This window comes from Pseudomonas sp. NFACC39-1 (assembly GCF_900110355.1).
GTDB lineage: Bacteria > Pseudomonadota > Gammaproteobacteria > Pseudomonadales > Pseudomonadaceae > Aquipseudomonas > Aquipseudomonas tehranensis.
In genome coordinates this window covers 1-24,577 of the sequence record NZ_FODL01000009.1, presented here as the reverse complement: position 1 = coordinate 24,577, position 24,577 = coordinate 1, and the positions used below count along the sequence as shown (strand labels likewise).

The 24,577-nt window shown below is 62.3% G+C and carries 15 protein-coding genes; 9 read left to right on the top strand and 6 right to left on the bottom strand.

The genetic code is table 11. From position 1 onward, the window contains the following. Positions 1-4 precede the first annotated feature (4 nt). From BMY45_RS19280 to BMY45_RS19260, 5 genes are all read right to left on the bottom strand, one after another. Complete coding sequence (locus BMY45_RS19280) at positions 5-619, bottom strand: response regulator transcription factor (protein ID WP_092400334.1); 615 nt, start codon at positions 617-619, stop codon at positions 5-7. A gap of 115 nt (positions 620-734) precedes the next feature. Next, on the bottom strand, positions 735-1,169 hold the full coding sequence (locus BMY45_RS19275; protein ID WP_092400332.1) for an ANTAR domain-containing protein: 435 nt from the start codon (positions 1,167-1,169) through the stop codon (positions 735-737). Positions 1,170-1,297: 128 nt separating this feature from the next. Next, positions 1,298-4,579 (bottom strand): transporter substrate-binding domain-containing protein, encoded by a 3,282-nt coding sequence (locus BMY45_RS19270; protein ID WP_092400687.1) that lies wholly within the window; start codon positions 4,577-4,579, stop codon positions 1,298-1,300. Positions 4,580-4,783: 204 nt separating this feature from the next. Continuing rightward, a complete protein-coding gene (locus tag BMY45_RS19265) occupies positions 4,784-6,118 on the bottom strand; it encodes a lysine N(6)-hydroxylase/L-ornithine N(5)-oxygenase family protein (RefSeq protein WP_092400330.1) in 1,335 nt (444 codons plus the stop codon). Positions 6,119-6,264: 146 nt separating this feature from the next. Continuing rightward, complete coding sequence (locus BMY45_RS19260; protein WP_092400328.1) at positions 6,265-6,747, bottom strand: sigma-70 family RNA polymerase sigma factor; 483 nt, start codon at positions 6,745-6,747, stop codon at positions 6,265-6,267. Positions 6,748-7,243: 496 nt separating this feature from the next. Here BMY45_RS19260 and BMY45_RS19255 point away from each other — a divergent pair, with 496 nt between their 5' ends. From BMY45_RS19255 to BMY45_RS19240, 4 genes are all read left to right on the top strand, one after another. Beyond that, positions 7,244-8,395, top strand: coding sequence for an efflux RND transporter periplasmic adaptor subunit (locus BMY45_RS19255; protein WP_092400326.1), 1,152 nt, complete (start codon positions 7,244-7,246; stop codon positions 8,393-8,395). Then, positions 8,396-10,366, top strand: a complete 1,971-nt coding sequence (locus BMY45_RS19250) for a MacB family efflux pump subunit (protein ID WP_092400324.1) — start codon at positions 8,396-8,398, stop codon at positions 10,364-10,366. Between the two features lie 10 nt (positions 10,367-10,376). Further along, the gene (locus BMY45_RS19245) at positions 10,377-11,771 is read left to right on the top strand and encodes an efflux transporter outer membrane subunit (protein WP_092400322.1); all 1,395 of its coding nucleotides are present in this window, start codon (positions 10,377-10,379) and stop codon (positions 11,769-11,771) included. A 504-nt stretch (positions 11,772-12,275) separates the two neighbouring features. Beyond that, complete coding sequence (locus BMY45_RS19240; protein WP_092400320.1) at positions 12,276-12,602, top strand: DUF6124 family protein; 327 nt, start codon at positions 12,276-12,278, stop codon at positions 12,600-12,602. A gap of 198 nt (positions 12,603-12,800) precedes the next feature. On the opposite strand, the gene BMY45_RS19235 is transcribed toward BMY45_RS19240, so the two are convergent. After that, positions 12,801-14,417: a pyoverdine maturation tyrosinase PvdP gene (locus BMY45_RS19235; RefSeq protein WP_092400318.1), complete on the bottom strand. Its 1,617-nt coding sequence runs from the start codon at positions 14,415-14,417 to the stop codon at positions 12,801-12,803. Between the two features lie 321 nt (positions 14,418-14,738). Here BMY45_RS19235 and pvdM point away from each other — a divergent pair, with 321 nt between their 5' ends. The 5 genes from pvdM to BMY45_RS19210 all read left to right on the top strand — a co-directional run bounded on the left by pvdM (position 14,739) and on the right by BMY45_RS19210 (position 24,446). Further along, positions 14,739-16,109, top strand: coding sequence for a pyoverdine-tailoring dipeptidase-like protein PvdM (pvdM, locus tag BMY45_RS19230; protein ID WP_092400316.1), 1,371 nt, complete (start codon positions 14,739-14,741; stop codon positions 16,107-16,109). Further along, a complete protein-coding gene (locus BMY45_RS19225) occupies positions 16,106-17,386 on the top strand; it encodes a pyoverdine-tailoring periplasmic protein PvdN (RefSeq protein WP_092400314.1) in 1,281 nt (426 codons plus the stop codon). Before pvdM ends, BMY45_RS19225 begins: the two co-directional genes overlap by 4 nt. A 22-nt stretch (positions 17,387-17,408) precedes the next feature. Next, the gene (locus BMY45_RS19220) at positions 17,409-18,284 is read left to right on the top strand and encodes a dihydropyoverdine dehydrogenase (RefSeq protein WP_092400312.1); all 876 of its coding nucleotides are present in this window, start codon (positions 17,409-17,411) and stop codon (positions 18,282-18,284) included. A gap of 296 nt (positions 18,285-18,580) precedes the next feature. Further along, positions 18,581-20,239, top strand: coding sequence for a cyclic peptide export ABC transporter (locus tag BMY45_RS19215; RefSeq protein WP_092400310.1), 1,659 nt, complete (start codon positions 18,581-18,583; stop codon positions 20,237-20,239). A 37-nt stretch (positions 20,240-20,276) separates the two neighbouring features. Continuing rightward, positions 20,277-24,446: a non-ribosomal peptide synthetase gene (locus BMY45_RS19210; protein ID WP_092400308.1), complete on the top strand. Its 4,170-nt coding sequence runs from the start codon at positions 20,277-20,279 to the stop codon at positions 24,444-24,446. The last annotated feature ends 131 nt before the right edge of the window (positions 24,447-24,577 follow it).

Here is a 24,577-nt window from a genome sequence, read left to right as displayed (position 1 = left end):
TTATTCAAAGGTGATTGCGCTTGGCGAAATCCGAGAGGCCCACCAGCGTCTTGAGTCCGAGTTTTTCCAGCAGACGGGTCTTGTAGGTGCTGACGGTTTTCGGACTCAGGAACAACGCCTCGGCGATGTCCTTGCCGCGCATTCCCATGGCCAGCATTCGCAGAATGGACAACTCACGGGTGGAGAGCGTTTCCAGGGTCTGCTGTTCAGTGCGTTGTTGAAAATCCAGCCTGACCGGCATTTGAGGGAAATAGGAGTAGCCGGATTTCAGCGCATGAATGGCCTTGATCAGCTCTTTCAGGTCGCTTCTCTTGGTCACGAAGCCCCTGGCTCCGGCGGAAATGCAGCGGTTGCAAAAGTGCTGCGCGTCCTGGGAAGTGAACACCAGCACCCCGCACCCAGGGAACTGGGCCATGATCCAGACCAACAGATCCATGCCATCGAATCCGTTCATCACCAGGTCCAGAATTACCAGGTCTGGCGCCTTTTCCTTGATCAACGCCCTGGCGTCGGCGACACCGCCCGCGTCCCTGACTCCGGTAAACCCCTCGTTCTGGCAAATGAGCCGCAATGCCCCTCGTATGACAGGGTGGTCATCCACGATCAATACGTCTTTCAAGGCAACTCCCCACGTAAATGCAAACGGCGCCGATGCCATGACTGCTTCGGACTGTTGCACAGGCGCCGGGCCAAGCCACCTGTCAGGTCTGACAGTGCCGACCAACGGTGCAGCTTCACCCTGCGTGACCTTGCCTGAGGGGGCGAAGCCAGGGTCGCGTCAACTCGCAGGCCTGGGGATCAACCCGTTGCATCAGACTCGCCAATGATGCAAGGTCAGGCAGTTGGGCCGGGCTCAAGTGCATGCTCGGCCGACGCGCGACAACCGCCGAGGACAGACCGATCTGGGGGGTGTTGTAAATCAGCGCGTGACGAAGCTGTGGGTTATCGAGGATGAAATCGTGCAAGTCCAGCGCGCCCTTCGCCAGGCCGGCATTGACCACGACCAGGTCGAACGGCTCGCTGCCGTATTCCACCAGCGTCAACAGCTCCTGCAGGCCACTCACGGGGGCGATCCGAAAATAGCCCTGTTGATTGAACAGGTGCTCAAGCCTCATTCGATGAGCATGTTGCGTGTCGGCAATCATGATGCGTAATGCTTTGTTCGGCATGACAGGCGTCCCAATCGTTAAGGGGCGTCAGGCTAGAGGAAGCTTTTGATAGGCGCTGTAGGACGAATCCCAAAAAAGGGAGGAAAAAGGTACTTCGCATGTAGCTTCGGGATGACTACGCGGCTCGCTTAGCCATGAGAAGACCCGCGGGGACCGCTTCGCGGCCCAGCGCAAGCAAGCTCCCCCGCCACATAGGCCTCCAGTCGTTCAGTCAGGTCATCCATGGCTTGGCGCACGTCATCCACGGCGGCGCCGAGCAACGGCCGGTCACCTCCGCGGCAGGCACTTTCCAGGGCTTCGCAGGCGGCAATCAGGCGCTGGGCCCTGATCATCAGCGCGCCGCCCTTGACCCGGTGCGCCAGGTCAGCCAACCCTGGCAGGTCCTGGCGAGCGAGCAGACGCATCAATTGCGCCTGGTCCTGGGCAGTGCTGTTGACCAGTTCCTTTAGCAGTTTTTTGATTGAACCAGTGTCACCTGCGCTCAATTGTTCAAGGCTGCTCAAGTCGATGTCGCCGGTGGTCGACGCAAGCGCCAGTTCATCGGGCACTGCGGCGCAATCCTGCGTGACCGAAGCCAGGCAGCTGTTCAGCTCCTTGAGGCTGATGGGTTTGAACAGGCAATCGTCCATGCCGGCTTCGACACAACGGGCCTTTTCCTCGGGCTGGGCATTGGCCGTGAAACCCAGGATCACCCCAGGCGACAAACCCTCGGCCCGCTCCGCCTCGCGAATGGCGCGGGCCAGTTCGTAGCCGCTCATCAACGGCATGTTGCAGTCGGTAATGACGACATCGAAGCGTTCAGCCCGCCAGGCGCGCAACCCCTGGACACCCTCGTCGGCTTCCCGGACACGATGACCCAGATAGCTCAGTTGCTGGGACAGCAGCAAACGGTTGGCCGGGTAGTCGTCCACCACCAGAATGTTCAGCGCCCGCACCGGTGCCAACGCCTCGACTTGCGCCGACGGCGCCTGAGCCAAGGCCTCGAGCGCCGGCAAGCTCAGCAGAACTTCAATCTGCGTGCCCTCCCCCGGCACGCTGCTCAACGTCAGGGTGCCGCCCATCATTTCGCAGAGCGTGCGGCTGATCACCAGCCCCAACCCGGAGCCGCTGCGGGCCGACTGGGTGTTGTTGCTGGCCTGGGTAAAAGGGCTGAACAAGCGGCGCTGATCCTCGGCCGAAATACCACAGCCGGTGTCTTCAACACGCAGGCGGATTGGCAGGCACTGCGCGTCGCCGCCCGGTTCGGCTCGCACACTCAAGCGCACCTGCCCCTGCTCGGTGAACTTGATGGCGTTGCTCAGCAGATTCGACACGATTTGTTTGAAACGCAACGGATCGATCAACACGTCGCGGTTGATCGCGGCGTCGAGCTCAAGCTGCAAATGCAGTTGTTTCTGCCAGGCAAGGCCTTCAAAGATCCGCGCCACCGATTCGATCAGCTCCCGCAGATTGGCCCGCTGCGGGGTCAGCGACAGCCTGCCTGACTCGATGCGGGCGATGTCGAGGATGTCACCGATCAAGTCGAGCATGCCGCGGGCGGCGCCTGACGCGACCTCGATGGCGAGCCGGTCCATGACACCCTGGTCGGCTTTTTTCAGGGCCAGTTCCAGCATGCCGATCACCGCGTTCATCGGTGTACGGATTTCATGGCTCATGGTCGCCAGAAAAGTGGTCTTGGCCCGATTGGCATCATCGGCGCTTTGCTTGGCCACGCGCAGCTGTTCCAGCAGACGCCGCAGGTAAAAGGCCCACCCCAGTGCCAGCAGCAACAGCAGCGCGGCGATGGCGAAACCCTGGACGATGGTGGTGCGGTTGCGCAACCAGTAGCTGTCGTCGATCACCACTTCACTGCGCCAACGATTGGTCAGCTCGTCCATTTCTTCGGGAGAAATACTCAGCAGCGCCTTGTCCAGGATCGAATGCAGCTCCGGCGCGTCACGATGAGTTGCCAGGGCCACGCGCGCCGGCAATGTCCCCACGGTACTGGTGATGTGCAGTTTGCCGCGGTATTGGCGAGAAATCATATAGCGGGCGCTGATCAGCGAATTGATCGCGCCGTCCACCGTACCGGCGGCGACCATGGACATCGCGTCCGCTGAGTTTTCAGCCGGCACCAGGTGCACCCGGGGAAATTGTTCCAGCAGATATTCACGCAGCGCATTGCCACGAATCAGCGCCAGGCGTTTGCCCTCCATCTGGTCCAACGTCAACGGGACATTGCCCCCGACGGACGCCACCAGCACGAACGGATTGCTCAGATAAGGCCGGGTAAAACGCAACGTCCCCTCAAGCTCGGTGCTGGGTGGCGCGGCGGCCAGTACGTCGGCCCGACCGCTGCTGACGCGCCCGATCACATCATGAAGCGAGGTACCCCACTGGATATCGAACTTCAGGCCGGTGCGCAGGCTGATCCTGGCCAGCACATCAGCGCTGATACCCCGCAAATGCCCTTCATCGATAAACGTGAGTGGCGGGAAGTTCTGGTTGACGGCCACCGTGATCCGCGGATGTGCATCCAGCCAACGCTGCTCCTTGACACTGAAATGCAGAGGTTGCTGACCGGGGATGCTCGCGCCGCCAGCGCTCCAGCGGCGCAGGATGCTCATGCGCTCACTGGCGGGGATGGCTTGTAGCGCGGCGTTGATAATGCGCAGCAGGCGTGCGTTCTCGCGGCTGACCGCAAAGGCGAACGGCTGCACTTCCATGCGTGAGAAATCAGCCAGTTGGACGTTGTTCAGGTAGTTCTTGCTGATCAGGTAATTGGAGCTGATCGAATCCCCCAGGTAAACGTCGGCCTGCCCGAACGCCACGGCGCCGATCGCGCTCAAGGTCGAGGGGTACAACTGCAAGGCCGCATCCGGATAAAACGCCTTGACCGTATCGGTAGGCAGATAGTGATACAGCATCGCCACGCGCATGCCCGCCAGGTCCGTGGGCAAATCCTGGCTATCCTCGACCCGGGCCACCAAGGTGGGCAGGTCATCGGCATAGGGCTGGGACATCGCCAGCTCGGGGTCGCTGGCTTCGAAGCCGTTGGCCGTTCCGAGCATGTCGATCTCACCACTGCGCAAAGCCTGGAGCGATGCCTCCCGTGACGCGTAGCGCTGCACCCGCACATCGACGTGCAACATCTGCCCCAGCAACTGGGCATAGTCAGCCGTAAGGCCCTCATAGTCGCGGCCATTGCTGGTGATACCGAAAGGTGCGTAATCCGGCGCCGAGGCCCCTAACAGCAACGTCCCCTTGCGGCGTAGCCAGTTCTTGTCGGCCTCCCCCAGGGACACCGAATAGTCGCTCACACTGGAACGCCCGAGCACTTGCAGCGACTCAGGCGCCGCGCCAACCTGCGGCGTCACACTTGATAAGCCTAGCAACAGCGCCACCAGGCCTGTGCGTAAGAACAGCGTCATTTGGATCAGGTTGTTTCGTTTGGCGTAGTCGGCCCGGAACACCACCGACTTCACGTCAAGTCAGGGAGACCGGCTGATGGGTTCAGACTGCCAAAGCGAGGGAACAGCGAACCGTCAACGCGCCCTGCCTGAAAGACAGGACACGTGAGGTGAGTGTAGGAAGTTTCTGAGAAATTGCCCGCAGGCCGATTGTTGTAGGCAGGGTTATGCCGTGGCCAGCTTCAGGTCGCGCACCGAACGGTTCTGTCCGCGATGCATGCTGTGCTCGTACAGCGAGCCGGCGATTTCATCGGCGCGCACCGGCAGGATCGACAACAAGGTATCGCTCAGGCCATGGCTGGCCTGGCAGAAGCCCTGCATGTAGATCGCCGCTTTGCAGCGCTCGTCGGTGATCAACTTGTAGTTGCGGTCTACCTCGAAATTCCCCAGGTATTGCTCAAGTGGCGCCAGCAATGTGCGGTGCATCTGCCGTTCGTAACCGGTGGCCAGCACCACCGCGTCATAACGGCGCACGGTCAGCTCTCCGGTGGCGTTGTTGCGCACCGCCAGCTCCACGCCGGCACCGGTGGCCGTGGCTTTCTCCACCGTGGTGAGGGTACGGAAGGCATGACGGGCGATGCCTGAGACTTTCTGGCGATAGAAAATCCCGTAGATCCGTTCGATCAGGTCGATGTCCACCACTGAATAGTTGGTGTTGTGGTACTCGTTGACCAGCCGCTCGCGTTCGCTGTGGGGCTGCTGGAATACCAGATCGGTGAATTCCGGGGAGAACACCTCGTTGACGAACGGGCTGTCATCGGCCGGCTTGAGGGCCGAGCCGCGCAGGATCATGTCGACCTGCACCGAAGGGAAGCTGTCGTTGAGGTCGATGAAGGCTTCCGCGGCGCTCTGTCCGCCGCCGATGATCGCGATGTTCATCGGCTGGCCGTTCACGCACGGCTGCGTCGCCATGCGTTCCAGGTACTGGGAATGGTGGAACACCCGAGCGTCCTCCTTGAAAACGCTGAACGCTTCGGGGATGCGCGGTGTACCACCGGCACTGACCACCACCGAGCGAGCAGTGCGCACCCGCTCTTCGCCCTGGCTGTCGCGGGAAATCACCTGCAACGCTTCGACCTGCTGGTTGTGCAGCACCGGTTCAATGCGCAGCACTTCTTCGCCATAGCGACTCTGCCCGGCGAACTGCCCGGCCACCCAGCGCAGGTAGTCGTTGTACTCCATGCGACACGGGTAGAACGTGCCGAGGTTGATGAAGTCCACCAGCCGGCCGTGATGCTTGAGGTAATTGACGAACGAATAGGGGCTGGTGGGGTTACGCAGGGTCACCAGGTCCTTGAGGAAAGAAATCTGCAACTCGCTCTGGGTCACCAGGGTATTGCCATGCCAGCGGTAGTCGGCCTGCTTGTCGAGGAACAGCACATCCAGTTCGCCCTGGACCGGGCCCCGCTCCTGCAGCGCGATAGCCAGCGCCAGGTTCGAGGGGCCGAAGCCGATACCGATCAAGTCGTGAACGTTGGGCGAAGCAATTGCCTGTGTCATGTCCAGTGTCCTCTGGAGAAGCCCCTCAACAGGGCGCGAAAAGCCTGGGGTGACCCGACCGATCTTTGGCAAGCCGGCAAGTCGTCTGTTGAGAGGAACGAGGACAGTGAAAAAAAATTTACCGTGATGCGACCGGCGTGGAGGGATTAATGCGCGTCCCACTGCCGCACGCGAATGCGGCAATGTTTCATGGCGTTGACGATGTGTTTTTCCACCAGTGCTCGGGAAATGCCCAGGCGTTCGGCGATTTGCGGGTGGGACAAGCCTTCGAGCTTGCGCAGCAGGAAACTCTCGCGGCACAGCGGCGGCAATTCGGCCAGCGCGCGCTGGAGCAGGTCCAGGCGCTGACCGTGGTCAAGGCTGGTATGGGGAGATGGCGTGAAAAAACGCTCTTCGCTGTCCAGCACGTCCAGGGATTCGACCTGGCGCAGGGTGTTGCGCCGATGTCCGTCGATCACCAGGTTCAGCGCGGTGCGGTACAGGAACGCCCGAGGCTGCTCGATGGGTGTGTCACTGGCGCGCTCAAGTACCCGCACATAGGCGTCATGCACCACATCCTCGGCCGCCTGGCGGTTGCCTAGCCTGGCGTTCAGGAAACACACCAGCTCGCGATAGTAGTTTTCCAACATGACTCCCGTGCGCAATGGCTGCGCCAGCTATCTCTGTGCCAAATCGGCGTGCCTGGATAGGCAATGGCACGATAGTGGCAAATTCAATCGCGTAATTTATAGTAATTCTCATATAGATTTAAAGCTTTGGTTTGCATTGAGGCTGATTCGTTCAGATAAGTAGCCGCCAAGCACCGCTTTTGTGGCGAGCGAGCTTGATCCCACTGGATTCTGTAGGAGCTGTCGAGTGCAACGAGGCTGCGATCTTTTGATCTTTCGCTTCAAACTCAATTGGCAGTGGAAAGATCGCAGCCTCGCTTCGCTCGACAGCTCCTACAGAGCCCGACGGGAGCAAGCGCCCTCGCCACAGGGGAGCAGTGGCGCTTCAACTGATTTTTCCAACCTGCTACCAAGTGTTTCACACAGTAAATTCCCGCCCCAAGCGCTCGTTTACCAAGACAGCCTCCCGTCCCTGCCCTGCCTGCGACGGGCCCGACACCACCGGCCGGAACCCTGCATGAAACGTCCCCACCCTACCCGACGCGCCTGGCTTCTAACCTTCACTCTGCTCCCAGCCGTGGCCTTTGCCGCTTGGCAAGCGGTGGCCCCGAGCCGTGAATCGCTGATGACCGCACCCGTCACCCGTGGCGATATCGAAAACAGCGTCACCGCCCTGGGCACCCTGCAACCGCGGCGTTACGTGGACGTCGGCGCTCAGGCGTCCGGGCAGATCCGCAAGATTCATGTAGAAGCCGGCGACGACGTTCGCGAAGGCCAATTGCTGGTTGAGATCGATCCCTCCACACAAAAGGCCAAGCTGGACGCCGGACGCTTCTCCATTGAAAACCTCAAGGCCCAGCTCCAGGAACAACGAGCCCAGCACGATCTGGCCCAGCAGAAATTCCGTCGTCAGCAACAACTCAAGGCCGGCGGCGCCACCCGCGAGGAAGACGTGCAGACCGCCCAGGCCGAAGTGCGGGCGACCCAGGCGCGCATCGACATGTTCCAGGCCCAGATCCGCCAGGCCCAGGCCAACCTGCGCAGTGACGAGGCCGAGCTGGGTTACACGCGCATTTTCGCGCCCATGAGCGGCACCGTGGTCGCCGTCGGTGCCCGGGAAGGCCAGACCCTCAACGCCCAACAGCAAACTCCGTTGATTCTGCGCATCGCCCGCCTGTCGCCGATGACCGTCTGGGCCGAAGTCTCGGAAGCGGACATCGGTCACGTCAAACCAGGCATGACCGCCTACTTCACCACCCTGGCCGGCGGCGCCCGTCACTGGAGCAGCACCGTGCGTCAGATTCTGCCGGTGCCGCCGCGCCCGCTGGAGGCGAGCCAGGGCGGCAGCCTCACGGGCGGGCGCAGTGGCAGCGAACGGGTGGTGCTCTATACCGTGTTGCTGGATGTGGATAACGCCGACCGTGCCCTGATGACGGAAATGACCGCCCAGGTGTTTTTTGTTGCCGCCCAGGCACGCGATGTACTGACCGTTCCCAGCGCCGCGTTGCAGGCCAACGCCGGGCAAGTGCAGGTGGTGGCCGACAATGGCGATGTCCAACTGCGCACCGTGCGTACCGGCGTCAGCGATCGGCTGCGTACCGAAATTCTCGACGGCCTGAGCGAAGGCGACCAGGTGCTGATCGGTCCGGCCGCCGGCAGCGGAGGCTGAATGGACACGCCCCTGATCGAACTGCGGGACATTCGCAAGGCCTACGGCGGTGGTGACAGCCCTCGGGTGGAGGTGCTGCGCGGCATCGATTTGTCCATTCACGCTGGGGAATTCCTGGCGATTGTCGGGGCGTCCGGCTCCGGTAAATCAACGCTGATGAACATCCTCGGTTGCCTCGACCGCCCCACCAGCGGCGAATACCGGTTTGCCGGCGAAGACGTCGCCGGCCTGGGCAGCGACGAACTGGCCTGGCTGCGGCGCGAAGCCTTCGGCTTCGTGTTCCAGGGCTATCACCTGATCCCGTCCGGCACTGCCCAGGAAAACGTCGAGATGCCGGCGATCTACGCCGGCACCTCGGCCGCCGAGCGCCACGCCCGGGCCAGCGCCCTGCTCGAACGCCTGGGTCTGGCCAGCCGTACCGGCAACCGCCCTCATCAACTGTCCGGCGGCCAGCAGCAACGGGTGTCGATTGCCCGGGCCTTGATGAACGGCGGCCACATCATCCTCGCCGACGAACCCACCGGCGCCCTCGACAGCCAGAGCGGCATCGAGGTCATGGCGTTGCTCGACGAACTGGCAAGCCAGGGTCATGTGGTGATCCTGATCACCCACGACCGCGAGGTGGCGGCGCGGGCCAAGCGCATCATTGAGATTCGCGACGGGCTGATCATCAGCGACAGCGCCGGCGGCGATCCGACGCCGCTCCACGCCAACCCGAACGCGTTGCAAGCGGTGGACCTGCGCCAGCGCCTGAGCGCCGGCAGCGAACACAACGGCGCCTGGAAAGGCGAACTGCTCGACGCCGTGCAAGCGGCGTGGCGGGTGATGTGGATCAACCGTTTTCGCACCGCCCTGACCTTGCTGGGGATTATCATCGGCGTGGCCTCGGTGGTGGTGATGCTGGCGGTGGGCGAAGGCAGCAAGCGTCAGGTCATGGCCCAAATGGGCGCCTTCGGCTCCAACATCATCTACCTCAACGGCACCGCGCCCACCCCGCGCGCCGCCAAGGGCATCATCAGTGAATATGACCTGGCCGCCCTCGCCGCCCTGCCCGAGGTGCAGCGGATCATGCCGGTCAACGGCGCCGACGCCAGCGTGCGTTTCGGCAACCTCGACCACACCAGCTACGTGGGCGGCAACGATACGAATTTCCCGACCATCTTCAATTGGCCGGTGGCCCAGGGCAGCTACTTCACCGATGCCGATGAACGCAGCGCCGCGGCAGTGGCGGTGATCGGTCACAAGGTCCGGCACAAGCTACTCAAGGAGGTCGACGACCCCATTGGCCGCTACATCCTGATTGAGAACGTGCCGTTTCAGGTGGTCGGCGTGCTGGCGGAAAAAGGCGCCAGCTCCGGGGATTCGGACGCCGACAACCGCATCGCCGTGCCCTACTCTGCCGCCAGTGTGCGCTTGTTCGGCAGCCGGCATCCCGAGTACGTGGTGATCGCCGCCCGGGACGCTGGCAAGGTCACGGAGGCCGAACAAGCCATCTCCCGCACCCTGTTGCGCCTGCATGACGGCAAGCAGGATTTCGAGTTGACCAACAACGCAGCGATGATCCAGGCCGAGGCGCGTACCCAAGGCACGCTGTCGCTGATGCTCGGGGCCATTGCGGCGATTTCGCTGCTGGTGGGCGGCATTGGGGTGATGAACATCATGCTCATGACCGTGCGCGAGCGAACCCGCGAGATCGGCATTCGCATGGCCACCGGCGCCCGCCAGCGGGACATCCTGCGCCAGTTCCTCACCGAAGCGGTGATGCTCTCGGTGGTGGGCGGGCTGGCGGGCATCGGCCTGGCCTTATTGGTGGGCGGTGCGTTGCTGCTGGGCCAGATCGCCGTGGCCTTCGAATGGCTGGCGGTGTTCGGCGCCTTCGGCTGCGCCCTGGTCACCGGCGTTGTCTTCGGTTTCATGCCGGCCCGCAAGGCGGCTCGTCTCGACCCGGTCGCGGCCCTCACCAGTGAATGAACGCCACTCTATGAAAGCGCACCTGACCCTCTTCGCCGCCGGCCTGTTACTGGCGGCCTGCGGCACCCCTCTGCCGGCGCCGGACAGCGGCATCCAGCCGCCACCGGCCTGGCAGAACCTCAATACGCCAAGCACGCACGCCGATAACCAACAATGGTGGACGCAGTTCGGCAGCCCACAGTTGAACCGACTGATCGAACAGGCGCGCCTGGACAGTCACGATCTGGCAGCCGCCGTGGCCCGGGTTCGTCAGGCCCAGGCCAGCGCGGTGATCGCCGGCGCGCCGCTGCTGCCGGAAATCAAGGCCGGGCTCAATGGCAATCGCCAGGAATTGTTGCGGGGCAAGGGCTACAGCCAACTGGACGTCGACCGGAACAACCGCACCATCGACTACTACGACGCCAACCTCAGCGCCACCTATGAACTGGATTTCTGGGGCGGCAAACGGGCGGCCCGGGACAGCGCACTGAGCAACCTGTCGGCCAGCCAGTTCGACCGGGCGACCGTGGAATTGACCCTACTCAGCGGCGTCGCCAACAGCTACACCCAGGCGTTGTCCCTGCGCGAGCAACAGCGCATCGCCGAACAGAACCTGGACAACGCCCAACGTGTACTCGACCTGGTGCAGACCCGCTACGACGCCGGCAGTACCACGGCCCTGGAGTTGTCCCAGCAAAAAAGCCTGGTGGCGGCGCAACAACGCAGGTTGCCTCAAGTGCAGCAGCAGGCCCGGGAAGCCTTGATCACCCTGGCGGCGCTGCTGGGGCAACCGGTGCAGTCGGTCACACTCGACGATGAACATTTCGACCGTTTGCACTGGCCCGCTATCGACGCCGGGGTGCCCAGCGACCTGCTCAGTCGCCGCCCGGACATCGCCGCCGCCGAAGCGCGCCTCGCCGCCGCCCAGGCTGACATCAGCGTGGCCCGCGCGGCCATGCTGCCTTCCGTGACCCTGGGCCTGAGTCTGGCGACCGGCGCCGACATCGCCGAGCAGTTGCTGCGCAACAACGTCTACAACCTCACCGCAGGTTTGACCGCGCCGATCTTCAACAACGGTCGCCTCAAGGCCGAACGGGACAAAGCCACCGCCCGCCAGGAGGAGCTGCTGGAAACCTACCGCGCCGCCATCATCAACGGCTTCGCCGACGTCGAAAAAGCCCTGAACGGCATCCATGGGCTCGACCAGCAGCGGCAGTGGCAGAGCGAAGAACTGCATCAGGCCCAGCGCGCATTCGACATCGCCCAGCGCCGTTATCAGGCCGGTGCCGAAGACCTGCTCACCGTGCTGGAAACTCAACGCACGCTGTACGCCGCCCAGGACATGAACGTGCAATTGCGATTGGCGCGGGTGCAGGCGAGCGTGGCGTTGTACAAGGCGCTGGGTGGGGGTTGGCGGGTGATGTAAGGCTAAATTGTAGGAGCTGTCGAGCGGCAGCGAGGCTGCGATCTTTTGATCTTTGGCTTCGGACTCAATTGGCAGTGGAAAGATCGCAGCCTCGTTGCACTCGACAGCTCCTACAGAGCCCAGCGGGAGCAAGCTCCCTCGCCACAACTGCGTTCGCTTCAGTGCTGTTGAGGCTGCAATGTAGGACGTCCGAGCGAGGCTACATCGCCTTGCGCCATTGCCTACAACTACGCCAGAATCCGTCGGCTTGTGCGCTTGGTCCCCTGCCGATAACTTGTTCCCCGTCACTGCTCATCAGTGATCGGGTCTGCAAGCCCGCCGAATACCAGGCGCATAGCCCAAGCCAATCGACACATCTGTGTTCGACTCATGGCGGCTGTGTGCGGGAGACCTTCGGGTCTGCCGGGTTCCTGGTTTCCCGGTCTTGCAGACCCGCGCATAGCTGCCACCCATCATCTGCAAGTGATGTCTGGCAGCGCCCTTTGAATAATCAGGAGCTGCACCATGTTCAAGATCACCCCCAATCCCCCCGAAAACGATTCCAAAAAACTCAACGAAGCCGCCGACCGCGCCCTCGCCTTCTATCTCGATCCGAAACCCACAAAACCCACCTCATCACCCGGTCAGTTATTCACCGTAGTGGAGGAAGCAGATATGGAATGCCTGCTGGCCAACCTCAGCGAAACCCTGGCTTCGGTCAACGTCATGGCAAGCGAGCAAGCCTTTGAATTGGAAGGCTCGCGGCGCCATTTTGCGCTGGGCATCCAGCAAATGATCGAGTTGGCAGAACTGCTGGCAAACCGCGCCCTGGACATCGCCGCACCGCGTTAAACGCACATCCTCAAGCCGGGTGACACCCGTGGCGAGGGAGCTTGCTCCCGCTGGGCTGCGCAGCAGCCCCAATGGCCGGCACCGCGGTGGGTCAGGTGTTTTTGAGGAGGCTGGTTTTGGGACTGCTTCGCAGCCCAGCGGGAGCAAGCTCCCTCGCCACAACTGCGTTCGCTTTGGTTTTCTTTGGGAAGCGAAGCTTTACACCGGCTTGCTCTTGAGATTACGCGCATACCAAGGCCGTTGCGGCACGCGACGAAACAGTTCAGAGAGTTTTTTGTCGTCGCTGCCGAAGGTGATGCGCAGGGCCAGCTTCATGGTTTCCGGGTCCATCTCCACCGAACGTCCGGGCTGCAACCCCGGCGTGGTGCTGCAGCCGTGGGTGTCCGGGCCCAGCCAGGGGTCGGCGATTTCTACCCAACGGCCCGGGGCGAACCAAGGCACGCCGTTGACCTCAAGCCGGCTCACTTCCCCCGGATGGAAACGTTCGTGGGCCCGAAACCAGTCTTCGAGGCGGTCGTCGATCCAGCCATGGAAGGCCCAGAACACCGGGTTCACATGGGAGGAAAACGGGTCGCCCAGAAAGTCGTTTTCCGGCGCATACCAGCGCTGGGCGAAGTCGGCCGGGTCGCGGGCGAAGGGCACCGGGTGGCCGTTGGAAGGATCGCGGGGCACCGAGGCCCAGCGCATGTGCAGCCAGTCGTGCAGGCCCAGCTCCACTTCCGAGCCGAACTGACCCAGGGTCAGTTTCGACAGGTAGCGCGGGTCGCGGTAGCGCGATTCCCAGACCTGGAAATTGCTGTGATAGGTCTCGGCAGTCTTGATATCACTCACCCATTGGGCGTACTGCTCGTCGCCGCTGGCCAGCCAAGTGGGCGGCAAAGCTGTGCCATCGTGGTTATCGAAATACCGGGCAAAGCCCAGCCGATCACGCTCCAGCTCCGGTTGCGGCAACGGGAAGCGCGGCCACGACGGCAGTGGCTGGAACGAACGGGCCGTGCCGAGCATGTGCCGGTGCATGAAAAAGAAATCCACGCCCGAGCCGTTGCGATCCTTGCGCTTGCCGCGAGCGTCACGTTCATGGTCCCGTGGACCGGGCTGCCAGCCAATGCCGCGCAGGGCGTTGCGCTTGTCTTCGTCCAGGCTGTGCCATTTGTCCCGTGAGGCGTGCCAAAGCTGATGGAACAACCGATGCTCCGGCGACACCAGCCAGGCCAGCAACGGCGGGCTCAGCGGCGTGCGTTCCCGGGCTTCGGGGAACGGCAGCTTGCGGGCGATGAACTGATTGTCGAGTTCCGGCAGCGTCAGCGGGCGATCCAGGCGCAACACGCGACCGCTGAGGGTGGCGGTGCCGGCATTGCCGAAGCCGGCCCAGACCTCGTCCAGGGTCATGATGAATTCGTAGTCCGGTGCCCCATGCTGGGCACCGCTCAGGCGCCAGCTCAGTTGTTTCGGATCGGTTCCGGCCAAATCGCCCAGCACTCGATAACGCGGTTCATCACCGGCGCGCAGGCGTTCAGCGGTGTCGAGGCAGCCCACCAAGCCACGGCCCTTGTGGGCGATGTCGAGGAACACTTGCAGACCGTCACCGGGCAAACCGTCCAGGCCCGCGTCGCTTCCTGAAAAACGGATCGTCCAGATCCCCCGCAGCGTATCGGCCCGGCGCTGGCCTGCCACGTCGGCCACATCGAATGAGGCCTCGCCGGGGGTGATGGTGGGGTCCGGCCGGGTCAGTTCGCGATGCCCGTAATACACCGCAGGCACGGCGGCACCGGTCAGCGCCAGGCCCGCCATGAACCATCGTCGAGAAATCGTCATTGCCTTACCTGTGTTCGGCCCTGGGGCGGGCGTTATCCAAGCTAGAACGATGGGCGGGCCAACAAATTTATAGAGGCTGTGAGGGCGTCATCGCGAGCAGGCTCGCTCCCACAATAGAGGTGCGTACATTCGATGAAAATTTAATGAGTTCAAGGCCGCCTTCGCGAGCAAGCCCGCTCCCACACTGGAACGCGCTGAATTCCACTGTGGGAGCAAAGCTTGCTCGCGATGGGGCCATCAGGCTCACCTAAATTTCCTGCCCGATCACTCGTTCTTCCGAGATAGCAAAGCCCCCCGCAGCGAACCTGACTGAGATCGGCAATGACAACACCACGTTCGAAAAAAGCTCTCTTCATCGGCGTGCCCCTGGCCCTTGCACTGATGGTCGGTGGCGGCCTCGCGGCCTGGGACCACTGGTGGCGAGACAACCCCGGCTACCCGGTCAAGGTGATGAAAGAAGCTCGCGAGCTGCACGAGCGCCTGCTCTCCTTTGACAGCCACATCAGCCTACCGCTGGATTTCGGCACCGCCGGCAATGAAGTCGACAAGGACGGCAGCGGCCAGTTCGACCTGGTCAAAGCCAATCGCGGGCATCTGTCCGGCGCGGCGCTGACGATCTTCGGCTGGCCGGAGCTGTGGAACGGCCCCAATGCGCCGCACAAGCCCACCGCCGGTTTCGTCGAGGAAGCGCGCAATCAGCAGGAAGTGCGCTACAAGATCATCACCGGCATGGTCCGCGACTTTCCCAACCAGGTCGCCATCGCCTACACCCCGGATGATTTTCGGCGCCTGCATGGCGAAGGCAAGTTCGCGATTTTCATCAGCATGCTCAACGCCTATCCCCTGGGCCACGACCTGAGCCTGCTGGACCTGTGGACGGCGCGGGGCATGCGCATGTTCGGCTTCAGCTACATCGGCAACAACGACTGGGCCGACTCCTCGCGCCCACTGCCGTTCTTCAACGATTCACCTGACGCCCTCGGCGGCCTGTCGGAGATTGGCAAGCAAGCGGTGACGCGCCTGAACGACCTGGGCGTGATCATCGACGTATCGCAGATGTCGACCCAGGCCCTGGAGCAAGTTGCGCAACTGAGCCGCACGCCCTTGGTAGCCTCCCATTCCGCACCCCGGGCCATGGTGGATATCCCGCGCAACCTCAGCGACAAGGAAATGCAGCTGATCAAGGCCAGCGGCGGCGTGGTGCAAGTCGTCGGTTTCTCCCAATACCTGCGCCCGCTGACGCAAAAAACCCAGGACAAACTCAACGACCTGCGCCAACGTTTCGACCTGCCACCGCTGCCCAACCTCGCCATGGCGCTGATGCCGGGCGATCCGATCATCGCCGCGTGGCCGGAACAGAAATTCGGTGAATACGCCGGCCAGCTCTACGGTATTCTGGAGGAGGAACCCAAGGCCAGCCTCAAGGACCTGGGCGACGCCATCGATTACACCGTGCGCAAGATCGGCATCGACCATGTCGGCATCAGTTCGGACTTCAACGAAGGCGGCGGCGTCAAAGGCTGGGAGGACGTGGGCGATATTCGCAACGTCACCGCCGAACTGCTGACCCGAGGTTATTCCGAAGCGGACATCGCCAAACTGTGGGGCGGCAACTTTCTGCGGGTCTGGGATCAGGTCCAGCAAGCCGCTCGTCCCGCCGTAGCTTCGAACCAGAAGGCCGGCCAACCATGAACGAACGCCGTACCTTCCTGAAGCAGGCCGGGATCCTCGCCGCCGGCTTGCCGCTGGCCACCAGCCTGCCTGGCACCGCTATCGCCGATCCGCTGCCGCCGCTGCCCCGAGACAAATGGGCGCAGTTGCGCTCGTTGTTCAACCAAGACCCGGACTACCTGCACTTCTCCAATTTCCTGGTCACCACCCACCCGCGCCCGGTACGCGAGGCCATCGAAAAACACCGCGCCGCCCTGGATAAAAACCCGGGATTGCTGATGGACTGGGACCTGGGTGTCACCGAGGAGCGCGAAGAAAACGTACGGACATGGGCCGGCCGTTATCTGCAAGCAAACCCTGCGCAGATAGCCCTCACCGGCAGCACCACCGAGGGCCTGGCGATGATCTACGGCGGCGTTCATGTGGCAGCCGACCAGGAAATCCTCAGCACCGCCCACGAACATTACGCCACCCACACCATCCTTGATTTGCGCAACCAACGGGATGGCACCCGGGTGCGCAAGATCAAACTGTTCGAGAACGCCCACAACGCCAGCCACGATGAAATCCTGAGCGCCATCGACCGCAACATCCGCCCGCAAACCCGCGTACTGGGCATGACCTGGGTGCATTCGGGCAGCGGCGTGAAGCTGCCGATCGACAAGATCGGCGCGCTGGTGGACAAGCACAATCGGGGCCGCAGCGATGCGCAACGCATCATCTACGTGGTGGACGGCGTGCACGGCTTCGGTGTTGAAGACCTGAGCTTCCCAGCGATGAATTGCGACTTCTTCATCGCCGGCACCCACAAATGGATGTTCGGCCCACGGGGCACCGGCCTGGTGTGCAGCCGCAGCGAAGAGCTCAAGTACGTCACGCCGATCATCCCGACCTTTTCCGAAGCCACGACGTTTTCCACCACCATGACACCCGGCGGCTACCACGCCTTCGAGCATCGCTGGGCGGCGGACGAGGCGTTCAAGCTGCACTTGCAATTGGGCAAGGCCGAGGTACAGGCGCGCATTCACGCGCTCAATACCTACTTGAAAAAACAGCTGCTGGCGTTGCCGCAGATCGAGCTGGTCACGCCCATGAGCCCGGACGTGTCGGCCGGTTTCACCTTCTTCCGGGTCAAGGGGCGCGAGAGCGACGAGATCGCCAGTTACCTGATGCAGAACCGGGTGATTGCCGACGCCGTGCATCGCGACGCCGGGCCTGTCATTCGAACCGCGCTGGGCCTGCTCAACACCGAAGCCGAGATCGATCACTTCATGGGCTTGCTGGGCAAGACACTCTGAACCTGACTATCGAGAGAGATGGATGAACAGTTTTTCCTTGAAGCTATTCCCGGCACTGGCCCTCGCCGCCCTGCTGCCCTCCGGTGCCCAGGCGTCGCAACCGGGCCAGGTCTTTCGCGACTGCAAGGACTGCCCGGAAATGGTCGTGCTGCCCACCGGCACCTTTCAGATGGGCACCCCGGAAGATGAAGTGGGACGCGAGCCCGACGAAGGCCCGATGCACCCGGTGACCTTCGCCAAACCGCTGGCGATCAGTCGATTTCAGGTGCTCAAGGGCGAATGGTTCGCCTACCTGCGTGACACCGACTATCAGATGCCCGACGGCGATAAACGTCCTGGTCGCGCGTGCAAGGCCGGGATTCCTGATTACCAAGGCAGCGACCCGCGCAAGCAATACACCGACCGGCATCCAGCGGTGTGCATGAACTTCGAAGAGGCCAACGCCTACGTGGCGTGGCTGTCGAAAAAAACCGGCAAACAATACCGGCTGGTCAGTGAATCCCTGCGCGAATACGCGGCACGCGGCGGCACCACGGGGCCGTTCCCCTTCCCGTTCGATGAAGGCAAGCAATACAGCATCGCCCAACACGCCAACACCTACGGCGCGGCCGATGGTTACAACTTCACGGCACCGGCCGGCACTTATCCGCCCAATGCATTCGGGGTGTACGACATGCACGGCAACGTCTACGAGTGGACGGCCGATTGCTACAACGAAAACTACGCCGGCGCACCCAGTGACGGCAGCGCCTGGCTGACCGGCAAGTGCGAGTACCAGCGCATCCGCGGCAACGATTGGGGTGAAGCCCCGGTTTTCTCCCGCTCCGGCAACCGCAACGCGCTGGTGCCCCGTGTGCGTGGAGACTGGATCGGCTTTCGGGTGGCGCGGGATATGTAAATCGGCAGGCCCACCCAAATACCTTGTGGCGAGGGGATTTATCCCCGCTGGGCTGCGAAGCAGCCCCCAAACAGGCAACACAGATCAGTCAGGAATACCCAGGCAATATTCATTGGGGCTGCTTCGCAGCCCAGCGGGGATAAATCCCCTCGCCACAAACGGTGTTCCTCAGGCCATTCGCCGTTAAATCCCCTCCCACATCAACCGTCTTACAGACAGGCGCGCCTGCGCCCTAAAGCCCTCCCGGCGACCACCCGCGATGGCCTTCGCCCTTTTCATCAAGCAGGGAAACCTCCATGAGCCAACCAACACGCGGGGTGATCAATGAACTGTTCATCCTGCTCAAACCCTTCCGGCTGATTGTCGTGGGCTCCATTCTCTTGGGCATGCTTGGCGGCCTGAGCATCACTGCCCTGCTGGCAACCATCAACGACGCACTGAACGCCGATGCCGGGCCCACACCCCAAGTACTCGCAACCTTCGCCGGGCTTTGCGCGGCGGCGCTGCTGACGTCGATTCTGTCGGACATCGGCACCAACCACGTCGGCCAGAACATCATCGCCAGTCTGCGCAAATCCCTCGGCCAGAAAGTCCTGCTGGCGCCCATCGAGCAGATCGAACGTTTTCGCAGTCATCGGCTCATCCCGATACTGACCCACGACGTCAACATGGTCAGCAACTTTGCGTTTTCCTTCGCACCGCTGGCCATCGCCTTCACCGTCACCCTCGGTTGCCTGGGCTATTTGGCCTACCTGTCATTGCCGATGTTTGCGCTGTTGCTGGTGGCGCTGGTGATCGGCACTGTCATCCAATACGTGGCACGGGCCCGCGGTATCCGCGGTTTCGAAGCGGCCCGCGAGGCCGAAGACGCCTTGCAAAAGCACTACAGCGCAATCGCCGCCGGCGCCAAGGAATTGCGCATCCATCGCCCACGCCGCCAGCGCATGTTCAGCCAGCGTATCGAAGCCACCGCCGACCAGATCTGCGACACCAACATCCGCTCGGTCAACACGTTCGTGATTGCCAAGACCTTCGGCTCGATGCTGTTTTTCGTGGTCATCGGCCTGGTCCTGGCCCTGCAATCGCTGTGGCTGGGCACTGACAAAGCGGTGCTCAGCGGTTTTGTGCTGGTGTTGTTGTACATGAAGGGGCCGCTGGAATATCTGGTGATGACCTTGCCGGTGATCAGCCGGGCAAACATCGCCTTCAAGCGCATCGCCGAACTGGCCGAGCAATTTTCTTCGCCGGAGCCGCACCTGTTGCTCAACGACAAGAGCGTCCCCAAGCCGACGATCCAACAGCTTGAACTGCGTGACGTGCACTACGCCTTCCCGGCGGTCGCTGGCGGCCAACCGTTCGCCCTCGGACCGGTCAACCTGTCCATCGCCCAGGGCGAGATTGTGTTCATTGTCGGCGAGAACGGTGGCGGCAAGACCACGCTGATCAAACTGCTGCTGGGCCTTTACTCGCCCCAAGGCGGCGAAATCCTCCTGGATGGCAAGCCGGTAGTGGCTGCAGGCCGCGACGATTATCGCCAATTGTTTACGACGATTTTCGCCGACTACTACCTGTTCGATGAACTGGTCCAAGGCGATCAACAAGTGCCTGAAGACGCCAACCGCTACCTGCAACGCTTGGAAATCGCCCATAAGGTCAGCATTCACGACGGGGTCTTCAGCACCACCGATCTGTCCACCGGCCAACGCAAACGCTTGGCGTTGCTCAACGCCTGGCTTGAGGAGCGCCCAGTGCTGGTGTTCGATGAATGGGCCGCCGACCAGGACCCGGTGTTCCGACGGGTTTTCTATACCGAACTGCTGCCGGAGCTCAAGGCGTTGGGCAAAACCATCATCGTCATTTCCCACGACGACCGCTATTTCGACATCGCCGATCAACTGGTCCGGATGCAGGCCGGTCAGGTCATAAGTGAAAAAGCCCCCGCAGCCTTTGCCTGAACCTGCCTGACGCCCTGCTATTTGCCGCGAGAACACCATGAACCCATTGCTAGATGATGACCTGCTGACTTTGCTGCTGGAGGAGGACGCCGACGACATGCAAGCCCGCTCCAGCCGCAGCCGGCCGGACCGCGCACCTTTGTCCTTCGCCCAGCAGCGCTTGTGGCTGGAGCAACAGCGCGACCCGAGCCGCTCGGCCTATAACCTGCCGCGCGCCCTGCGCCTGACGGGCGACCTTGATGCCGACGCCCTGGAGCAGGCACTCAATCGCGTCATCGACCGACACGACATTCTGCGCACCGCGTTCAATGACCTCGACGGTGCAGCGGTCCAGGTGGTGGAGCGCAACGCCTGCCTGAGCCTGCACCGCGAGGACCTCGGCGCGCTCGACCAACAGGCCCGTGCCGTGGCGCTCGCGCAACGCATCGAGCAGCACGCCCGACATCCGTTCGACCTCACCCGCGCGCCGCTGATGCGAGCAACACTTCTCAGGCTGGGCAGCGATGAACAGGTGCTGTTGCTCAATATGCATCACATCGTCTCCGACGCCTGGTCCAACACAATCCTCATGCACGACATGACCCAGGCCTATGCCCGGGCCGTGCTCGGCGATTCGTCGCCACTGCCGCCGCTGCCCATGCAATACGCCGATTACGCGACCCACCAGCGAGACGAGTATGTGCAAAGCACGGCCTGCCAGCGCAGTGGCGAATACTGGCGTCAGTACCTGGGCCACGACCTGCCCACGCTGGAACTTCCTCAAGACTTGCCCCGCGTCGCAGGCCAGCAACCTGTGGCCGGACGCGTGCAGGTGGCGCTTGCACCTGCGCTGGCCCAAGCCCTGGATGCGTTCTGCCAACGCCAGGGGCTTACGCCTTTCGTGGTCGCGCTGGGTGCCTGGCAACTGTTGCTGGGCCGCTACAGCAACCAGAACGACTTCACCGTCGGCGTTCCGAACGCCAACCGCAACAGCCATGACAGCCAGGAGCTGGTGGGATTTTTCGTCAGCAGCCAGGTGTATCGGACGCGGATCGACTCGACCCGCAGCGCGCTGGATTTCCTCCGGGACCTGCGCGCGCAGTCCCTCGCCGCGCTGGAACATGCCGACTACCCCCTGGAACTGATCCTTGATCAGTTGCAACGTCCGGGTGCACAGGGCGCCAGTGCGCTGTTCCAGGTCTTGTTCAACTGGCGCACCGGCTCGTCCTCACCGTCGGCGCCAAGCCTGGGTCAACTGACGCTGGAGTTTCTCAGTACCGGTGACAACCAGGCCAAGTTCGACTTGTCGCTGGATGTCGATTATTCACAGCAGCAGATACGGGCGACCTTCGAATACAGCCGTGATCTCTATCGCGCGCAAACCATCGAGCGCATGGCCGAACACTGGCAACACCTGTTGCAGAGCCTGATCGAGACGCCTGAACGCGCCCTCGGCGAACTGCAATTGCTCAACGCTGATGAACACCAGAAAACCCTGAACGACTGGAACCGCCAGCCAACCCGGCTGCACCGAGGACAGTGCCTGCACCCGGTGATCGAAAGCCATGCCGCCGCCACGGGTGAGGCCATCGCCCTGACCTTTGAAGGGCAGCACATGAGCTATGCCGAACTCAACCGACAGGCCAACCAACTGGCCCATCGGCTGATCGAGCAAGGCGTCGGGCCCGATGTGCTGGTCGGCATCGCCGTCGAGCGTACGCCACAGATGATCATCGGCCTGCTGGCGATTCTCAAGGCCGGGGGCGCCTACGTGCCGCTGGACCCGGCCTACCCGACCGACCGCCTGGCCTACATGATTGCGGACAGCGGCGTCACGCAGATCCTGACCCAGGCTCATCTGCGAGAATCGCTGGCGCTGCCCGCTGGCATAAGCTGTCTGTTGCTGGATTCGGTCGATGCCGATGGCGCCTACCCCGAGCACAATCCGAATGTGCCGATGGACCCGGACAACCTGGCCTACGTGATTTACACCTCAGGCTCGACCGGCCGGCCCAAAGGCGCGTTGCTGGCGCACCACAACGTCAGCCGATTGTTCCAGGCCACGGACCACTGGTTCAGCTTCGATCATCAGGATGTGTGGTGCCTGTTTCACTCCTATGCCTTTGACTTTTCCGTGTGGGAGATCTTCGGCGCTCTGCTGCACGGCGGCCGATTGGTCATCGTGCCCCACGCCGTGAGCCGTTCGCCGCAGGATTTCCATGCCCTGCTTTGCCAGGAAAACGTCACGGTGCTCAACCAGACACCTTCGGCGTTCAAGGCGTTGCTGCAGGTCGCCTGCGAGCCTGGGCAGCCTCTTGCCCACCGGCTACGACAAGTGATTTTTGGCGGCGAAGCGATCGATGTACAGAGTCTTCGCCCCTGGTTCGAACGCTTCGGCGACCAGACGCCGCAACTGATCAATATGTATGGCATCACGGAAACGACCGTGCATGTCACCTGGCGGCCGTTGTCGATGAGTGACTTGCACAGCGAGGCCGCAAGCCCCATCGGCGAACCCATCGTCGACCTGTCCTGGTATTTGCTCGACGCTCATCTGAACCCGGTGCCCAAGGGTTGCATCGGCGAGCTATACGTCGGCCGTGCCGGCCTGGCCCGCGGCTATCACCGACGTGCCGACCTGACCGCCACCCGCTTCATCCCCGACCCGTTCGACCCGCTGCCGGGTGGCCGCCTCTATCGCACCGGGGACCTGGCCCGCTACCGCACCGACGGCAGCATCGAGTACATCGGACGCCTGGATCATCAGGTCAAGATTCGCGGGTTTCGCATCGAGCTGGGGGAAATCCAGGCGCGCCTGCAAACGCTGCCGGCGGTGCAAGATGGAGTCGTGTTGACGCATGAAGGCCCAGGCGGCCTGCAACTGGTCGCCTACGTGATTGCCGCGCAACCGGCCACGGCCGAGTTACGCGAAGGCATGTTGAGCGCACTCAAAGCGCAGTTGCCGGACTACATGGTGCCCAGCCACCTGCTGTTCATCGATCACTTCCCGCTCAATGCCAATGGCAAGCTCGACCGCAAGGCCTTGCCGGAACCCGACGCCGGTCTTTGGCATTCCCATTACCTGGCGCCTCGCACTCAGCTGGAAGAAGCCCTGGCACAGCTCTGGCAACAGTCCCTCAAGGTTGAACGCGTGGGTATCAACGACAGCTTCTTTGAACTGGGCGGGCATTCGATCCTGGCGATCGAACTGATTGCCAACCTCAAGGCACGCCTGAATATCAGCGTGCGGCTGCAAGAGTTGCTGGCCAACCCGAGCGTCGCCGAGCTGGCCCTGTTCATTTCGCAAAAACATCGGGAACAGACCCAATGCCTGGTCGAACTGAACAACGCACCGGCCAGCGCACCGCAGCTATTTTGCCTGCACCCCAGCGGCGGCATCGTGTTCTGTTACCAGCCGCTGGCACGCAAACTCCAACAGCGGGCGCGCACCGTTGGTGTCATGCACCGCGGCTTCAGCGAGCCACATGCCGGGCCTGAAGCCTGGCGCGAGATGATCGCCGATTACAGCCAGGAAATCGTCAAGGCCCAGCCGCAAGGTCCCTATTACCTGATGGGCTGGTCGTTGGGCGGCGCCATTGCGCTGGACATCGCGGCGACGCTGGAAAGCCAGGGCCACACCGTGAGTTTTCTCGGCCTGGTGGACAGCACGGTTCCAGAGCATCTGTATCCCGCAGCGTTGCCGCGTCATCGGCATCTGCCAGGCCTGGAAAAAGCCGACCCGGCCTCCCAAGACCTGATTGAAGCCATCGAATACTTCGATCTGCTGTTTCCGACCCTCACGGAACGCACGGCGGCTTATCGGCGTGAACACCCCGAGAGCACGGTCAAGGCATTCCATGAATGGGCCGCCAGCCAGATCGAGCCGGGGCGAGGCGACTTGCTGGCGACCGTGCAGAGCATCAAGGATGAAGTCATGAACGCTCAGGCGTTCTCGGTGCATGATCGTTTGCTGGAAGCGTTTGACGGATTCACCTTCAAGCCGGTACGAGTCCGCCCGAGCTGCTGGTGGACGCAGGCGGAAAAAACCCCGGAGGAATTGGCCTTCTGTGAAGCCTTGATCAAGGACTACAGCCTGACCGGCGAGCTGCAATGTTCGGTGTATTCCCCGTTACGCCATCGCAGCATGATTTTTGATGATGGGTTACTTGATTCGCTGATCGAGAGTTTTCTGGCCAGTGCGATTGAAGGGGAAAAGCGCTTGGGGTAGGTGTGCCTGAACCACCGCTATCGCGAGCAGGCTCGCTCCCACATGGGGTTGCGAACATTCACAGCATCTGCAAACGACACAAAACCTGTGGGAGCGAGCCTGCTCGCGATGACGCAGGCACATCCAACATC